The 14,973-nt window shown below is 72.6% G+C and carries 14 protein-coding genes; 4 read left to right on the top strand and 10 right to left on the bottom strand.

Going from position 1 to position 14,973, the window contains the following annotated elements:
* Window positions 1–110: 110 nt before the first annotated feature.
* The 3 genes from ACFY9I_RS00070 to ACFY9I_RS00060 all read left to right on the top strand — a co-directional run bounded on the left by ACFY9I_RS00070 (window position 111) and on the right by ACFY9I_RS00060 (window position 4,790).
* Window positions 111–1,712 (top strand): Re/Si-specific NAD(P)(+) transhydrogenase subunit alpha, encoded by a 1,602-nt coding sequence (locus tag ACFY9I_RS00070; RefSeq protein WP_390994403.1) that lies wholly within the window; start codon window positions 111–113, stop codon window positions 1,710–1,712.
* A gap of 6 nt (window positions 1,713–1,718) precedes the next feature.
* Complete coding sequence (pntB, locus tag ACFY9I_RS00065) at window positions 1,719–3,152, top strand: Re/Si-specific NAD(P)(+) transhydrogenase subunit beta (protein WP_390994401.1); 1,434 nt, start codon at window positions 1,719–1,721, stop codon at window positions 3,150–3,152.
* A gap of 162 nt (window positions 3,153–3,314) precedes the next feature.
* Window positions 3,315–4,790 (top strand): tetratricopeptide repeat protein, encoded by a 1,476-nt coding sequence (locus tag ACFY9I_RS00060; protein WP_390994398.1) that lies wholly within the window; start codon window positions 3,315–3,317, stop codon window positions 4,788–4,790.
* On the opposite strand, the gene ACFY9I_RS00055 is transcribed toward ACFY9I_RS00060, so the two are convergent.
* From ACFY9I_RS00055 to ACFY9I_RS00010, 10 genes are all read right to left on the bottom strand, one after another.
* Window positions 4,787–5,314 carry a DUF4916 domain-containing protein gene (locus ACFY9I_RS00055; RefSeq protein ID WP_390995650.1) on the bottom strand — a complete coding sequence of 176 codons (528 nt, stop codon included), beginning with the start codon at window positions 5,312–5,314 and terminating at the stop codon, window positions 4,787–4,789. The two genes, ACFY9I_RS00060 and ACFY9I_RS00055, sit on opposite strands and share 4 nt — an antisense overlap.
* Window positions 5,315–5,437: 123 nt before the next feature.
* The gene (locus tag ACFY9I_RS00050) at window positions 5,438–6,157 is read right to left on the bottom strand and encodes an FCD domain-containing protein (protein WP_390995648.1); all 720 of its coding nucleotides are present in this window, start codon (window positions 6,155–6,157) and stop codon (window positions 5,438–5,440) included.
* Between the two features lie 35 nt (window positions 6,158–6,192).
* Window positions 6,193–7,194 (bottom strand): proline racemase family protein, encoded by a 1,002-nt coding sequence (locus ACFY9I_RS00045; RefSeq protein WP_390994396.1) that lies wholly within the window; start codon window positions 7,192–7,194, stop codon window positions 6,193–6,195.
* A gap of 24 nt (window positions 7,195–7,218) precedes the next feature.
* On the bottom strand, window positions 7,219–8,145 hold the full coding sequence (locus ACFY9I_RS00040) for a dihydrodipicolinate synthase family protein (protein WP_390994394.1): 927 nt from the start codon (window positions 8,143–8,145) through the stop codon (window positions 7,219–7,221).
* A 120-nt stretch (window positions 8,146–8,265) separates the two neighbouring features.
* Window positions 8,266–9,729 carry an FAD-dependent oxidoreductase gene (locus ACFY9I_RS00035; RefSeq protein WP_390994392.1) on the bottom strand — a complete coding sequence of 488 codons (1,464 nt, stop codon included), beginning with the start codon at window positions 9,727–9,729 and terminating at the stop codon, window positions 8,266–8,268.
* The gene (locus ACFY9I_RS00030; RefSeq protein WP_390994389.1) at window positions 9,719–10,024 is read right to left on the bottom strand and encodes a 2Fe-2S iron-sulfur cluster-binding protein; all 306 of its coding nucleotides are present in this window, start codon (window positions 10,022–10,024) and stop codon (window positions 9,719–9,721) included. Before ACFY9I_RS00030 ends, ACFY9I_RS00035 begins: the two co-directional genes overlap by 11 nt.
* Window positions 10,021–11,187 (bottom strand): FAD-dependent oxidoreductase, encoded by a 1,167-nt coding sequence (locus tag ACFY9I_RS00025; protein ID WP_390994386.1) that lies wholly within the window; start codon window positions 11,185–11,187, stop codon window positions 10,021–10,023. The genes ACFY9I_RS00030 and ACFY9I_RS00025 overlap by 4 nt, the downstream gene beginning before the upstream one ends.
* Before the next feature lie 248 nt (window positions 11,188–11,435).
* Window positions 11,436–11,726 carry an SDR family NAD(P)-dependent oxidoreductase gene (locus ACFY9I_RS00020; RefSeq protein WP_390995645.1) on the bottom strand — a complete coding sequence of 97 codons (291 nt, stop codon included), beginning with the start codon at window positions 11,724–11,726 and terminating at the stop codon, window positions 11,436–11,438.
* A 41-nt stretch (window positions 11,727–11,767) separates the two neighbouring features.
* Complete coding sequence (locus ACFY9I_RS00015; RefSeq protein WP_390995771.1) at window positions 11,768–11,890, bottom strand: hypothetical protein; 123 nt, start codon at window positions 11,888–11,890, stop codon at window positions 11,768–11,770.
* 323 nt (window positions 11,891–12,213) lie between these two features.
* Window positions 12,214–12,492, bottom strand: coding sequence for a hypothetical protein (locus ACFY9I_RS00010; protein WP_390994383.1), 279 nt, complete (start codon window positions 12,490–12,492; stop codon window positions 12,214–12,216).
* 331 nt (window positions 12,493–12,823) lie between these two features.
* On the opposite strand from ACFY9I_RS00010, the gene ACFY9I_RS00005 reads away from it, so the two are divergent.
* A complete protein-coding gene (locus ACFY9I_RS00005) occupies window positions 12,824–14,713 on the top strand; it encodes a glycoside hydrolase family 15 protein (protein WP_390994380.1) in 1,890 nt (629 codons plus the stop codon).
* The last annotated feature ends 260 nt before the right edge of the window (window positions 14,714–14,973 follow it).

The raw sequence follows: 14,973 nt of genomic DNA, 5'->3' as shown, positions 1-14,973 counted from the left end.
CCGAGGATCCGGGCACCGATGGATGGACGAGCTCACGAAACCACGGGCGGACGGACCCGACGCCAGGACGTCGGTCGGGACGTCGGCGAGGAGAGAGGAAGAGGCAGACGATGGTCCCATCGGAACGGGAACCGGCAACGGAGGGGGAACCGGCGACGGTCCCCCAGCGGATCGGCATACCCGCCGAGTCCACCGCGGGCGAGACCAGGGTGGCGGCGACACCGGCCACCGTGGGCAGACTCCTCGCCCTGGGGTACCAGGTGGTCGTGGAACCGGGGGCGGGAGAACTGTCCCGTTTCTCCGACGCGGCCTACGAGGAGGCGGGCGCCCGTCTCGGCGACCCCTGGCCGGCGGAGATCGTACTGAAGGTCAACGCGCCCTCGAACGAGGAGGTCGGCCGACTGCGTGACGGGGCGACGCTGGTCGCGCTCGTCGGACCCGCGCTGAACCCGGAACTCGTCGACGAACTGGCGCGACGGCCGATCACCGTGCTCGCCATGGACGCCGTCCCGCGCATCTCGCGCGCCCAGTCCCTGGACGTCCTCAGCTCGATGGCGAACATCGCCGGATACCGGGCCGTGGTCGAGGCCGCCCACGCCTTCGGCCGCTTCTTCACCGGTCAGGTCACCGCCGCCGGCAAGGTGCCGCCGGCCAAGGTCCTCGTGGCCGGTGCCGGGGTCGCCGGACTCGCGGCGATCGGCGCGGCACACAGCCTCGGTGCCGTGGTCCGTGCCACCGACCCGCGCCCCGAGGTCGCCGAGCAGGTGCGCTCGCTCGGCGGGGAGTTCCTGGAGGTACGCCTCGAACAGGACGAACGAGATGAACAGGAGACCAGCACCGACGGGTACGCCAAGGCCACCTCGGACGACTACAACCGGCTGGCCGCACGGCTCTACGCCGAGCAGGCCGCCGACGTCGACATCATCATCACCACCGCGCTGATTCCGGGCAGGCCGGCGCCACGACTCATCACCGCCCAGGACGTCGCGCGCATGAAGCCCGGCAGCGTGATCGTCGACATGGCCGCGGCACAGGGCGGCAACGTCGAGGGGACGGTCGCCGGGAAGGCGGTCGTCACCGACAACGACGTGACGATCATCGGCTACACCGACCTGCCCGGCAGGCTCCCCGCCCAGGCCTCGCAGCTCTACGGCACCAACCTCGTGAACCTGATGAAACTGCTCACCCCCGACAAGGACGGTCGGCTCGTCCTCGACTTCGACGACGTGGTACAGCGGTCGATGACCGTGGTCCGCGACGGCCGGAAAACCTGGCCGCCGCCCCCGGTGCAGGTGTCCGCCGCGCCCGCCCTCACCGGGGCACCGGAGGCCCCCGCGCCCGCCGGGACGGCCGCGAAACCCGCCCGCTCCGCGCGGTCCTCGTACGCTCTCGTGGGCGCTGGAGCGCTCGCGCTCTTCCTGGTGACCGCCTTCTCGCCGAGCGAGCTCATCGGCCACTTCACCGTCTTCGTCCTGGCGATCGTCATCGGCTTCTACGTCATCGGCCAGGTGCATCACGCGCTGCACACCCCGCTGATGTCGGTCACCAACGCGATCTCCGGGATCGTCGTGGTCGGCGCGCTGCTGCAGATCGGGCACGGGAACACCGCCGTCACCGTGCTGTCGTTCGCCGCGATCCTGCTGGCGAGCATCAACATCTTCGGCGGATTCGCCGTCACCCGCCGCATGCTCGGCATGTTCTCGAAAGGCTGATCACGGATGACCACCGCCACGGCCGCACAGGCCGCCTACGTCGTCGCCGCGCTGCTGTTCGTCCTCAGCCTCGCCGGACTCTCGCGGCACCGGACCTCCCGCTCGGGAGTCGTCTGGGGCATCGCGGGCATGGTCATCGCGTCGGCCGCCACCATCGGTCTCGCCTCCCGGAGCCTCACCGCCACCGGTCTCGCCCTGATCGGCGTCGCCACCGCCGTCGGCGCGGGCATCGGACTGTGGCGTGCCCGGGTGGTCGAGATGACCGGCATGCCGGAACTGATCGCCATCATGCACAGCCTCGTCGGGCTCGCCGCCGCGTTCGTCGGCTGGAACGGCTATCTCGACGTCGACGCCGAGCTCAGCGGATCCCTGCTGGGCATACATCACGCGGAGGTCTTCATCGGGGTCTTCATCGGCGCCGTCACCTTCACGGGCTCGGTCGTCGCGTACCTGAAGCTCTCGGCACGCATCGACTCCCGACCGCTCACGCTGCCCGGCAAGCACGTCCTCAACGTCGGCGCGCTGGTCGCGTTCGCCGGGCTCACCGTGGCGTTCGTCGTACGGCCCCACATGGGCCTGCTCATCGCGGTCACCGTGATCGCCCTCGCCCTGGGCGCGCACCTCGTCGCCTCCATCGGCGGTGGTGACATGCCGGTGGTCGTCTCCATGCTCAACAGCTACTCGGGCTGGGCCGCGGCGGCCTCGGGCTTCCTGCTCGCCAACAACCTGCTGATCGTCACGGGCGCACTGGTCGGCTCTTCGGGTGCCTACCTCTCGTACATCATGTGCAAGGCGATGAACCGTTCCTTCATCTCGGTGATCGCGGGCGGCTTCGGGGCCCCGGCCGTGGCGAGCGACGACCGGGATCACGGAGAGCACCGGGAGATCAGCGCGGAGGACACCGCGGAACTGCTGCGCGAGGCCTCCTCGGTGATCATCACCCCGGGCTACGGCATGGCGGTCGCGCAGGCCCAGTACCCGGTCGCCGAGCTGGCGCGCAAGCTGCGCGAGCGCGGTGTCGAGGTGCGCTTCGGCATCCATCCGGTCGCCGGCCGGCTGCCCGGCCACATGAACGTGCTGCTCGCCGAGGCCAATGTGCCGTACGACATCGTCCTGGAGATGGACGAGATCAACGACGACTTCGCCTCCACCTCGGTCGTGCTGGTCATCGGCGCCAACGACACCGTCAACCCGGCCGCCACCGAGGACCCCGCCAGCCCCATCGCCGGGATGCCGGTGCTGCACGTGTGGGAGGCGGCCGACGTCGTCGTCTTCAAGCGGTCCATGGCCACCGGGTACGCGGGCGTGCAGAACCCGCTCTTCTTCCGGGAGAACAGCCAGATGCTCTTCGGCGACGCCAAGCAGCGGGTCGAGGACATCCTGCGCAGCCTCGACGCGACCGAGGCGCCGGCCCCGGCCATGGTCGGCACGGCGCGGTGAGCGGCGCACGGTGGTGATTCCGGGTGTGTCGGGGGTGCTCGGTGGACCGGACGGACCACCGGTCGCTTTGATGGGGAGGGCGCGGTGCCCCGTGCCCCCAGGGTCGCCGGCCACGACGACCGACGGGCGACGACCCTCGACACGCGCCGGAGATGAGCCGCCATGGTGACCGACCGCTACGGCAACCCCCTGCACGAGTGCACCGCCGAGGGCGCGGCGCATCTGGACCGGGCCGTGGAGGGGCTGTTGTTCTTCCGGCCCGAGTTCCCGACCGCCGTCACGGACGCGGTGGCCGCGTGTCCGACCTCGCCGCTGGCGCAGGCGTTCGCCGCCTATCTGGGGGTGTTGGGGACCGAATGGCGTGACGCCGACGAGGCACGCCGCCGGTTCGTGGACTTCGCCGCCGGGCTGGACCGTTCGGCGCTGCCCCGGCGGGAGCGTATGCACATGGCGGCGGCGGAGGCCTGGCTCGCGGGTGATCTCGGCAGGGCCGGGCAGGTGCTGGAGGAGCTGGTCGTGGAGTGCCCTCGTGATCCGCTGGCCCTGGCCGTGGGGCACCAGCTCGACTTCTTCACCGGCGACGCGACACGCCTGCGGGACCGGATCGGCGGCGCGCTGCCCGCCTGGGCGGCGGACGAACCCCACCGCGGCCCGCTGATGGGCATGTACGCGTTCGGCCTGGAGGAGTCGGGACACTACGACCGGGCCGAGGAGGTGGCCCGTACCGCCGTCGAACGGAACGCCGGTGACATCTGGGCCATCCACGCCGTGGCCCATGTGCACGAGATGCGGGGGCGTTTCGCCGAGGGCATCGCCTTCCTCGACGCCCGCCTCGACGACTGGGCGAGCGGCAGCCTACTGACGGTGCACAGTTGGTGGCACTACGCCCTGTACGCGCTGGAGGCCGGTGACACCGGGACGGCCCTGCGGATCTACGACACCGTGCTGCACCACGAGAACTCGACGGGGTTCGTCATGGAACTCCTCGACGCCGCCTCACTGCTGTGGCGGTTCCTCCTGGCCGACCTCGACCAGGACGCCCGCTGGCAGAAACTCGCCGACGCGTGGGCCGCGCGCGAGGACCCGCCGTTCTACGCCTTCAACGATGTGCACGCCGTCATGGCCTTCGCCGGGGCGGGGCGACTGGACACGGCGGACGAGTTCGTCGCCGACCGGCGGCGCTGGCTACGGGCCCAGGACGGGGGCCGGCCGCACACCAACAGGGTGATGACCGGCGAGATCGGCCTGCCCGTCTGCGAGGCGCTGGTGGCGTACGCCCGTGGCGACCATCCGGCGGTGGTGGAGCTGCTGTGGCCGATCCGCCGCCGACTGCACACCTTCGGCGGCAGCCACGCCCAGCGGGACGCCATCCAGCGCACGCTGCTGGAGGCGACCCTCCGCGCGCGCCGTGACGACCTCGCCCGGCTGCTGCTCGGCGAGCGCACCGGCCTGAGCCCCCACAGCCCCTACAACTGGCTCGGCCAGGCCCGTCTCGCCGAGGCGTTGGGCGAGGCGGGCCGCGCCGCCGTCGCCCGCGACACGGCGACCGAACTGGCGGCGCCCGCCGCGGAGACACTGCGGACGGCCACCCGCCGCCCCGCTCACGACAGGCGCCACTCTCGCAACAGGCCCAGCTAGGCCAGGCACCCCACATGGGCCAGCGCCTGCTTCAGCAGGACCCCCTGCCCGCCGGGCATCTCGCTCTGGACGGATGCCGACGCCGCCTCCTGCGGGCTGAACCACACCAGGTCGAGCGCGTCCTGCCGGGGACGGCAGTCGCCGGACACCGGCACGATGTAGGCGAGGGACACCGCGTGCTGACGCGGGTCGTGGAACGGGGTGATGCCCTGGGTCGGGAAGTACTCGGCGACGGTGAAGGGCTGCAGCGAGGCCGGGACACGGGGCAGCGCCACCGGGCCGAGGTCCTTCTCCAGATGACGCAGGAGGGCGTCACGCACCCGCTCATGGTGCATCACGCGGCCGGAGACCAGGTTGCGGCTGACCGCTCCGTCCGGGCCGATGCGCAGCAGCAGGCCGATGCTCGTGACTTCGCCGCTGTCGTCGACGCGCACGGGCACCGCCTCGACGTACAGGATCGGCATCCGGGCGCGCGCCGACTCGAGTTCGTCGGACGGCAGCCAGCCAGGCGTGGTATCGGTCATGTCAGACATTGGCCGATCATACGTTCCACGTCACCGGGAGTGCGCGTCGCTCCGATCACATCTGCCCCGTCGCCCCGGCTCCATGCGCCCTTCCGCGATCCCTTCCGCGACCTCGTCCGGGGATCAGTCGTGGGCGGCCCACAGCCCCCGCACATGACCGAGATGGCGGGTCATCACCGCGTGCACGGCGGCCTCGTCCCGGTCGAGGAGGGCGTCCAGGAGTTCCAGGTGCTCCTTGGCCGAGGACAGCAGCCGGCCGGACTCGGCGAGCGCGGTCAAACCGTAGAGGCGGGCGCGTTTGCGCAGGTCGCCGACCACCTCGACGAGGTGCGCGTTGCCCGCGAGGGCGAGCAGACCGAGGTGGAAGCGGGTGTCCGCCTCGACGTACGCGATGAGGTCCCCGGCGGCCGCCGCGGCGACGATCTCCCGCGCGGCCGGCCGCAGCGCCTCCAGCGAGACCGGGTCGGCGGTCCGGGCAAGTGCGACGGTGGTCGGGACCTCGATGAGCGAGCGGACATGGGTGTACTCGTCGAGCTGTCTCTCCGTGACGGCGGTGACCCGGAACCCCTTGTTGGGCACGGTGTCGACCAGGCCCTCCTTGGCCAGATCCAGCATGGCCTCGCGCACCGGCGTCGCCGAGACACCGAAGCGGCCGGCGAGCGCGGGCGCGGAGTACACCTCGCCCGGCCGCAGCTCCCCGGCGATCAGTGCGGCCCGCAGCGCGTCGGCGACCCGCTCGCGGTAGCTGCTCTTCTTGCCGCCGAGCACCGGCAGGGCGGGAGCCGGAGAAGCGGGGGCGGTAGCCGTCGAGGCGGACGGGGCGCCGTTGCGCTGCGAGGCCATGGGGGACATGAGGTCTCTCCTGGAGTCCCGGAATCCTAGAGGACGAATCCGGAGGGGAACGGGTCGGACGGGTCGAGCAGGTACTGGGCGGTGCCGGTGATCCAGGCGCGACCGGTGAAGCTGGGCAGCACGGCCGGGACACCGGCGACCTCGGTCTCCCCGAGCAGCCGCCCGGTGAAGTGGGTGCCGATGAAGGACTCGTTCACGAACTCGGTGTGCAACGGCAGTTCTCCCCGCGCGTGCAGTTGTGCCATGCGCGCGCTGGTGCCCGTACCGCAGGGCGAGCGGTCGAACCAGCCGGGGTGGATGGCCATCGCGTGCCGCGAGTGCCGGGCGGTGGCACCCGGGGCGTACAGGTGGACGTGGTGGAGACCGCGGATCGACGGGTCTTCCGGATGAACGGGTTCCGCTTCGGCGTTGACGGCGTCCATCAGGGCGAGGCCGGCACGGAGGATGTCGTCCTTGCGGCCGCGGTCGAAGGGCAGACCGAACTGCTCCAGCGGCAGGATGGCGTAGAAGTTGCCGCCGTACGCGAGGTCGTAGGTCACCGTCCGCCCGTCGGCGAGGGAGGCCTTGCGGTCCAGGCCGACCGAGAAGGACGGCACGTTCCGCAAGGTGACCGCCTTCGCCGCGCCGTCCTCCACCGCCACCTCGGCCACGACGACGCCCGCCGGGGTGTCGAGCCGGACGGTGGTGACCGGCTCCACGACCTCGACCATGCCCGTCTCGACGAGCACGGTGGCGACCCCGATCGTCCCGTGGCCGCACATGGGCAGATAGCCGGAGACCTCGATGTAGACGACGCCGTAGTCGCAGTCGGGGCGGGTCGGTGGCTGGAGGATCGCACCGCTCATCGCCGCGTGCCCGCGTGGCTCGTTCATCAGCAACTGCCTGACGTCGTCGCGGTGTTCACGGAACCACAGCCGGCGTTCGTTCATGGTCGCGCCGGGGATCGTGCCGATCCCGCCCGTGATCACCCGGGTGGGCATGCCCTCGGTGTGCGAGTCGACGGCGTGCAGGACGAGTTTGCTGCGCATGACCGGTCTCCCTTCCCGCCGGGCTTACGCGAGCCCCGCCGCGACGGCCTTCTCGGTGGCCGCGCGGATCACGGCCTCCTGCTCCGGCAGCAGCTCCACCCGGGGCGGACGGCAGCGGCCCCCGTGCCGGCCCACGATGTCCATGGACAACTTGATCGCCTGCACGAACTCGACCTTGGAGTCCCAGCGCAGCAACGGGTGCAACTGCTCGTAGAGTGCCTTGGCCGTGGCGAGATCACCGTCCACCGCCGCGTGGTACAGCTCCACCGTCGCGGCGGGCAGTGCGTTCGGATAGCCGGCCACCCAGCCCTTGGCGCCCGCCAGCGCCAGCTCCAGCAGGACATCGTCGGCACCGATCAACAGGTCGAGTTCCGGAGCGAGTTCGGCGAGCTGGTAGGCCCGGCGGACATCACCGGAGAACTCCTTCACGGCCCGGATGCACCCCTCGCCGTGCAGTTTCGCGAGCAGTTCGGGGACGAGGTCGACCTTGGTGTCGATCGGGTTGTTGTACGCCACGACCGGGACACCTGCCTTCGCGACCTCCGCGTAGTGCGCGAGCACGGACCGCTCGTCGGCGCGGTACGCGTTCGGCGGCAGCAGCATCACCGACGCGCAGCCAGCGTCCCGCGCCTGCTCGGCCCAGCGGCGGGACTCGGCGGACCCGTACGCCGCGACCCCGGGCATCACCCGTGTGCCGCCGATCGCGGCGACGGCCGTCTCGACGACCTTGGTGCGCTCCTCGGACGTCAGCACCTGGTACTCGCCGAGCGAGCCGTTCGGTACGACACCGTCGCAGCCGTTCTCGACCAGCCAGGCGCAGTGCTCGGCGTACTTGTCGTAGTCGATCGACAGGTCCTCGCGCAGGGGCAGGGCGGTGGCGACGAGGACGCCACGCCAGGGACGGTTCTCGGAGATCGGCACGGTGGATTCCCTCTCGACGGTGTGTGACATGGCACTGGGTGCGGGGGGCGGCTCGCCGGACTGTGGGGTACCGGCCGCCCGGCCTCGGTCCGGCTGTGGGGTGCCGGCCGCCCGGCCCCAGTCCGGCTGTGGGGTGCCGGCCGCCCGGCCTCAGTCCGGGGACCGGCCCTCCGGATGCTCGGGATCCTCGGCCCGTCCGGCGCCTCCCGCTCGGGCCAGTACCCCCAGCGGCACCGGCCGGGCGAACGGTCGTCGGGCCACGCTCTCCGCGCATCCGGCGACCCCCGCGACCGCGGGTCCGCACATGCGGCCCTGGCACCACCCCATCCCCGCGCGGGTGAGCAGCTTCACCGTCCGGACGTCCCCGGCGCCCAGTTCCCCGACGGCCTCGCGGACCGCCCCGGCGGTGACCTCCTCGCACCGGCAGACGACCGTGCCGTCGGTGACCTGCTCGGTCCAGTGCGCCGGCGGTACGAACACTGCGTCGAGCACACGGAAGAACTCCCGCAGCTCTTCCCGGGACCCGGCGGCCGACGCCCACTCGCCCGTATCCGGTTCCCGGCCCCGGAGCCGGGCGGCGGCCGACCGTCCCGCGATGTGCCCCTCGGTCAGGGAGAGGGCCGCGCCCCCGATCCCGGTGGTCTCACCGGCCGCCCAGACGCCGGCGACGTCGGTGCGCTGCTCGTCGTCGACCCATACGCGTGGGCCGTCGGACTCGACACGGCAGCCGAGGGCTTCGGCCAGGTCGGTGTGCGGGAGCATGCCGTGCCCGACGGCGAGCGTGTCGCAGGGGATCCGCAGCCTGTCACCGGGCCGCACCCGCCCCTCGGCGTCCAGCGCGGCGACGGTCACGGCCTCCAGCCGGTCGCCGCCGTGCGCCTCGACGACGGTGTGCCGTACGAGGGTGGGCACCCGGTGACGCAGCAACCGCGCCGCGTACCCGGCCCCTTCGGCGAGCTTGTCCGCGCGGCCCACCAGCGCTCCGGCCCGCCGCACCAGGGCCGTGGGCGCCGCGGACTCCACCAGCGCGGCCACCGTGACACCCGCCGCCGCGAGCCCGGTCGCCACCGGCAGCAGCAGCGGACCGGTCCCGGCGACGACCGCCCTCCGGCCGGACACCACGAGCCCGCCCTTCAGCATGGCCTGCGCACCTCCGGCGGTGACCACGCCCGGCAGGGTCCAGCCGGGGAAGGGCAGCACCTTCTCGTAGCCGCCGGTCGCGAGCAGGACGGCGTCCGCACGCACCTCGACGGGGTCCTCCTGCAGGGGGCCGCGCAGCGCGTGCACCGTGAGGCGCCGGGGGCCGCTCGCCCGCCGCTCCACGCACCACACGTGGTGGTCGGGGCGCAGGGTGACGAGCCCTGCGGCGACCTGCCGTTCCAGGCCGTCGCGCAGCCGCCGCCATGTCCGCCACCGGTGGTGCAGCGCCTGCGGACGCCGTGCGCCGAGGCCGGCCGAGGGCTGCCGGTAGAACTGGCCACCGGGCGCCTCCGCCGAGTCGACCACGGTGACCCGCACACCCTGCCCGGCCGCCGCCAGGGCCGCGGCGAGTCCGGCGGGGCCCGCGCCGATGATCGCGAAGTGTGGGAGTGAAGGCTCACGGTCAGTGCTCATGGCCCGTCCCCTCCTGGGTGCGGATCGTGTCTCCGGGCCGGACCGGCACCAGGCAAGCCCGTTGGTTGGGTCGGTCGTTGACGGTGACGAGGCAGTCGAAGCAGACGCCGATGCCGCAGAAGATCCCGCGCGGCCGGCCCTCGCCCCGGGTGGTGCGCCAGGATGTCACCCCGGCGGTCCAGAGCGCTGCGGCGACCGTCTGGCCGGGCAGAGCGTTGATCTCGGTGCCGTCCCATGTGACGGTGAAGGCCGGTCCCGGTCCCGGTTCCGCCTCGGCGAGTTCCAACGGATTCATGCCGTGTCCCCCTCGTACGCGTCGAACCGGTCCGGGCGGAACGGCGCGAGGTCCAGGTCGGGCCTCCGGCCCCCGAGCGCCTGGGCGATCAACTGTCCGGTGCCGGGGGCGAGTCCGATCCCCGCACCCTCGTGGCCACAGGCGTGGAACAGTCCCGGGACGCGGGGGTCCGGCCCGATCGCCGGTAGATGGTCGGGCATGTACGGCCGAAAGCCGACGTACGTCCGTATCGCCCGCACGCGCTCCAGGAACGGGAACAGCCGGGTCGCGCCGGCCGCCAGCGCCCGTACGACGGGCAGCGAGAACGACCGGTCGAAGCCGACGCGTTCGCGGCTCGCGCCGATCAGCACCGGCCCGCCGGCCGTGCCCTCGACGACCGGCGAGGTCTGGAGCGCCGCCGAGTCGCTGGCCACGTCGGCCACGTAGTCGGCGGCGTACACCTTGTGCCGCACCAGGGGCGGCAGCGGTTCGGTGACCAGGACGAAACCGCGCCGGGGGAGGACGGGCAGGCAGACTCCGGCGAGCGCGGCCACTTCTCCACCCCAGGTGCCGGCGGCGTTCACGACCGCCGGGGTGTGGATGTCGCCCCGGTCCGTCCGTACCCCGCGTACGGCACCGTCCGGTGTGCGCAGCACCTCGGTCACCGTCCGGCCGGTGAGCAGACGGGCGCCGGAGGCCCGTACGAGATGGGCGGCGGCGAGGGTGGGCATGACCTGGGCGTCCTGCGGGTAGTGCACGCCGCCCGCCAGTCCGGGCGCCAAGTGCGGTTCCAGGTCGGACAGTTGCCGCGCGGCCACCGTGACCGCCCGGACTCCGGCGGCGCGCTGTCCGGCGGCGAACTCCTCCAGCGCGGCGAGGCCTTCCGGCGCGGTGGCGACGACGACCCCGCCCTTCGGCTCGTACTCGAACGCCTTGCCCAGGTTCCCTTCGGCGGCCAGCTCCGCCCACAGGCGGTTGGACAGCAGGGCGAGTTCGAGTTCGGGACCCGGCTTCTTGTCGGAGACCAGGAGGTTGCCCTCACCGGCGCCCGTCGTGCCGCCGGCCACCGGGCCACGGTCCACCACGGCGACGGAAAGGCCCGCCCGGGCCGCGTACAGCGCACAGGCCGCGCCCACCATTCCCGCTCCGACAACCACGACGTCGCAGGTCAGTCGCTCGGTCACGCCAGTACTATGTCACATGGCGCAGTGCGGTGGAATACCTCGGCCGGCGCCTTCGGGGCGCCAGGTGTGCCGACCGGTTCAGCCCCGACTTCCCGTGCCGCGCCCCGCTGCCAACCCTCCTGCTGCCCCGTCAGGGCCGGTCGTCGAACGGTGTACCGCCCTGACCCGGCGGTCGAACTCGCGGTTGAGCAGCGGCATGAGCACGCAGGCGAAGCGGGCTGGTGCCAGGGTGCCCGAGTCCGGGCAGATCATGAAACGCCGCTGGTCGATGCCCTGCACAATGGCCGCCGCGACCTTCTCCGCCGTGAGGGGCTTGATCGTGCCGCCGATCCCCCGGGTCTCCGCCGGCTTCCACCGGTTCTCCTCGGCGAACTGCGGGTGTCCACGTCCGGCGGGAAGACGACGAGCAGACCGGCGGACGACACCGCGACCACACTGCCGCGCCCACGCTCCACCATGCCGGGCGCGACGGCCCGTACGGCGTGGAGCGTGCCGAAGTAGTCGATCTCGATCATCTGCCGGAAGACGTCGTCGGGCAGGTCGAGGAAGTGTCCCGGGCGGGCGAGCCCGGCCGAGGCGATCAGGATGTCGCAGGCTGCGCCTGCTCGTCCTCGAGTTCGGCGAGTGCCTGGGTGAGGGACGTCCGGCCGGCCACGTCGGCGGCGAGCGTGGCGACCGACCCCCGCGTCGCACCGGCCGCCACCCTGTGCTGTGGACCTCGCGCCCTTGGCCGTGGACCTCGCGCCCTTGGCCGTGGACCTCGCTGCCGCCGCCGCGGCCGACACCTCCTGCGCCGCCGTCGCCCGGGGGTTACGCGCCCCGCGCGATGAGCGAGAGTTTGCACCACGTGCAGCGAGGAGCCGGGCCGTGGCCGGGCCGATTCCGCTCGACCCGCCGGTGACGACGACATGGGCCGAACCGATGCCCATGGGGCGGGTGTTCCGCGGTCTCATGGCGGGGGAGCGCAGGGTTGAGGAAAGCGATGAGGGTAGGCCGGGAAGACGGATACGCCGCACGCCTCCCAGGTCAGAGCCCGAGCCCTTGGACCATCTCGTCCACGACGACCCGGCACCGGGGCAGGGGACGCCGCCGACCCTCCTCGTGCGAGGGTGCCGGGGCGCGGGTCCCCGGGGCGGCAGGCCGGTCCGTCGACGTCGTGGCCACCGGGATCTCCCGCAGCCACTGCTGGACGACCCGCACCGGGATGCCGTGGTGGCGGGCGGCGTCTTCGACCGTGAGCCTGCCGGAGAGGATGTCCGCGAGGAGACGGATCCGCTCGGTCGGGGAGATCTCCGAGGCCTTCAAAAGCCGGTCCTTTCCGTGGGACGTGCACGGGCGTTCACCGATGTCGCGGTCGAGCCGTCGGAACAAGGCCGTCGTCCCGGTCCCGCGCGGGCCGAGTACCGGGATGGCGCAAGGCCAGTCGTCCCACGCACGGGCCTGTGGGGCCGGGCGCCGAGACGACGTGGGTCGGCGGGAGCGCCCCTCCAGGGTGGTGGGGAACCGCGCCACCAACCACGTACGACGCGCGGCGGAACCCATCGCCCGGACCCGACGAACCGTCCGTATCCGATGACGGCAACTCGAACGCCCCACCCCACATGCTCTCGCCCCCGCACCCGCCGAAACTGACCCCATGCCAGGACCCGCCCCCGGCCCGCCCACCACCACACCGGGCCGTATCGAGGACTACGCCCTCATCGGCGACCTCCTCAGCGCCGCCCTCGTGGGCAAGGACGGCAGCGTCGACTGGCTCTGTCTCCCCCGCTTCGACTCACCCGCCTGCTTCGCCGCCCTCCTCGGCGACGAGGACAACGGCCGCTGGCGCATCGCGCCGGCGGACGAGAACGGCCCGTACGCCCGCCGCCGCTACCGGGACGACACCCTGGTCCTGGAGACGGAGTGGGAGACGGCCGCGGGCCAGGTCCTGGTCACCGACTTCATGCCGTGCCGCAAGTCCGGCGCCCCCTGCGTCGTACGCATCGTCGAAGGCCTCTCCGGTACCGTTGACATGCGCATGGAGCTGCGGCTCCGCTTCGACTACGGCCGGGTCCTGCCCTGGATGCGCCGACGTGACGGCCGGTTGACGGGCATCGCGGGACCCGAGTCGGTGTGGCTGCGCACCCCCGTCCGGCCGGTCGCCCACGGCACCGCCCACACCGCCGTCTTCCCGGTCACGGCGGGCGAACGCATCCCTTTCGTGCTGACCTGGCACCCCTCCCACCTGCCCGCTCCCGAACAGGTGGACGCGTTCGAGGCACTGCGCACCACGGAGTCGTACTGGCGGCGCTGGCTGCGCAGGCTGACGTACGACGGGCCGTACCGCGACGCCGTGGCCCGCTCCCTGATCACCCTCAAGGCGCTGACGTACCAGCCGACCGGTGGCATCGTCGCCGCCCCGACCACCTCTCTGCCCGAGGAGATCGGGGGCGTCCGGAACTGGGACTACCGCTTCTGCTGGCTACGGGACGCGGGCATGACCCTGGAGGCGCTGTTGCGCAGCGGGTTCACCGCCGAGGCGGACGCCTGGCGGGGCTGGCTGGAGCGGGCGGTGGCGGGGCGGCCCGAGGACGTGCAGATCATGTACGGCATCGCGGGGGAGCGGCGGCTCACCGAGTGGGAGGCCGACTGGCTGCCCGGCTACGAGGGTTCGCGCCCGGTGCGGATCGGGAACGCCGCGGCCGGTCAGCGACAACTCGACGTCCCCGGCGAGGTGATGGACGCCATTCACCTGGCCGTCGGCTGCGGATTGCGCCCCCGACAGCACCTGTACTCCCTGCAGTCGGTCTTCCTGGAACACCTGGAGCGGGTATGGGGTGAGCCCGACCAGGGGCTGTGGGAGATGCGCGGCGCCCCACGCCACTACACCCACTCCAAGGTGATGTGCTGGGTCGCCTTCGACCGGGCGGTCCGGTTGGCCGAGGACCACGGCCGAGCCGGCCCGGTGGGGCGGTGGCGGGCGGTCCGCGACCGTATCCATCGCGAGGTATGCGAGAACGCGTTCGACCCGGTACGGGGGACGTTCACCCAGTCGTACGGCTCCCGCGCACTCGACGCCGCGCTGCTGCAGATCCCGCAGACCGGGTTTCTGCCGCCGGACGACCCACGTGTGATCGGCACCATCGAGGCCGTCCGGCGTGAACTCGTCACCGGAGGGCTCGTGGCCCGCTATTCGGTCGGCACCGCCGACTCACCGGACGGCCTCGTCGGCGGCGAGGGCGCCTTCCTCGCCTGCTCGTTCTGGCTCGCGGACGCCCTGCGGCTGATCGGCCGCGAGGACGAGGCCCGTGCCCTGTACGAGCGGCTGCTGGGGCTGCGCAACGACGTCGGGCTGCTCGCCGAGGAGTACGACCCGCGGGCCGGCCGTCAACTGGGCAACTTTCCGCAGGCGTTCACCCATGTCCCGCTGATCCGGGTCGCCTACGAGCTCGACCACCACGCCCTCCACGCCCGCCGGGGCGAACCGAAAGCGCCACCCCGGGTCACTCCGTGGGCACCCCCTCGGCGCGGGACGTCAGCACCCTGACACCCAGATCGGGGCGGCCTTCGGCGCCGAACGCGCCCGGGTCGACGCCGACTGCCGACAGGCCGACCTTCTACCTGGTCGCCCTCGACGCCGCCGCGCTCAACATGGCGCCCGTGCACGACGCGGTGGCCGCGCACACAGCGCTCGTGGTGGCGGCCCCGGGCCGGGGGGGGCCCCCCCGTCGAGTGGACCCCTGTCCCCCCCCCGGGGGCCCCCCCCGGGCTAACACGGGCGGGGGGGGTGGGGGCCCCCGGGGGACA

Origin of the sequence: Streptomyces sp. NPDC012510 (assembly GCF_042955065.1) — a bacterium.
Lineage (GTDB): Bacteria > Actinomycetota > Actinomycetes > Streptomycetales > Streptomycetaceae > Streptomyces.
This window is presented reverse-complemented; position numbering and strand designations above follow the sequence as displayed.

Excerpts from the sequence above, each read along its gene's own strand:
- ACFY9I_RS00070 (WP_390994403.1), top strand. The coding sequence starts at position 111 with ATGGTCCCATCGGAACGGGAACCGGCAACGGAGGGGGAACCGGCGACG.
- pntB (WP_390994401.1), top strand. The coding sequence starts at position 1,719 with ATGACCACCGCCACGGCCGCACAGGCCGCCTACGTCGTCGCCGCGCTG.
- ACFY9I_RS00060 (WP_390994398.1), top strand. The coding sequence starts at position 3,315 with ATGGTGACCGACCGCTACGGCAACCCCCTGCACGAGTGCACCGCCGAG.
- ACFY9I_RS00055 (WP_390995650.1), bottom strand. The coding sequence starts at position 5,314 with ATGACCGATACCACGCCTGGCTGGCTGCCGTCCGACGAACTCGAGTCG.
- ACFY9I_RS00050 (WP_390995648.1), bottom strand. The coding sequence starts at position 6,157 with ATGGCCTCGCAGCGCAACGGCGCCCCGTCCGCCTCGACGGCTACCGCC.
- ACFY9I_RS00045 (WP_390994396.1), bottom strand. The coding sequence starts at position 7,194 with ATGCGCAGCAAACTCGTCCTGCACGCCGTCGACTCGCACACCGAGGGC.
- ACFY9I_RS00040 (WP_390994394.1), bottom strand. The coding sequence starts at position 8,145 with ATGTCACACACCGTCGAGAGGGAATCCACCGTGCCGATCTCCGAGAAC.
- ACFY9I_RS00035 (WP_390994392.1), bottom strand. The coding sequence starts at position 9,729 with ATGAGCACTGACCGTGAGCCTTCACTCCCACACTTCGCGATCATCGGC.
- ACFY9I_RS00030 (WP_390994389.1), bottom strand. The coding sequence starts at position 10,024 with ATGAATCCGTTGGAACTCGCCGAGGCGGAACCGGGACCGGGACCGGCC.
- ACFY9I_RS00005 (WP_390994380.1), top strand. The coding sequence starts at position 12,824 with ATGCCAGGACCCGCCCCCGGCCCGCCCACCACCACACCGGGCCGTATC.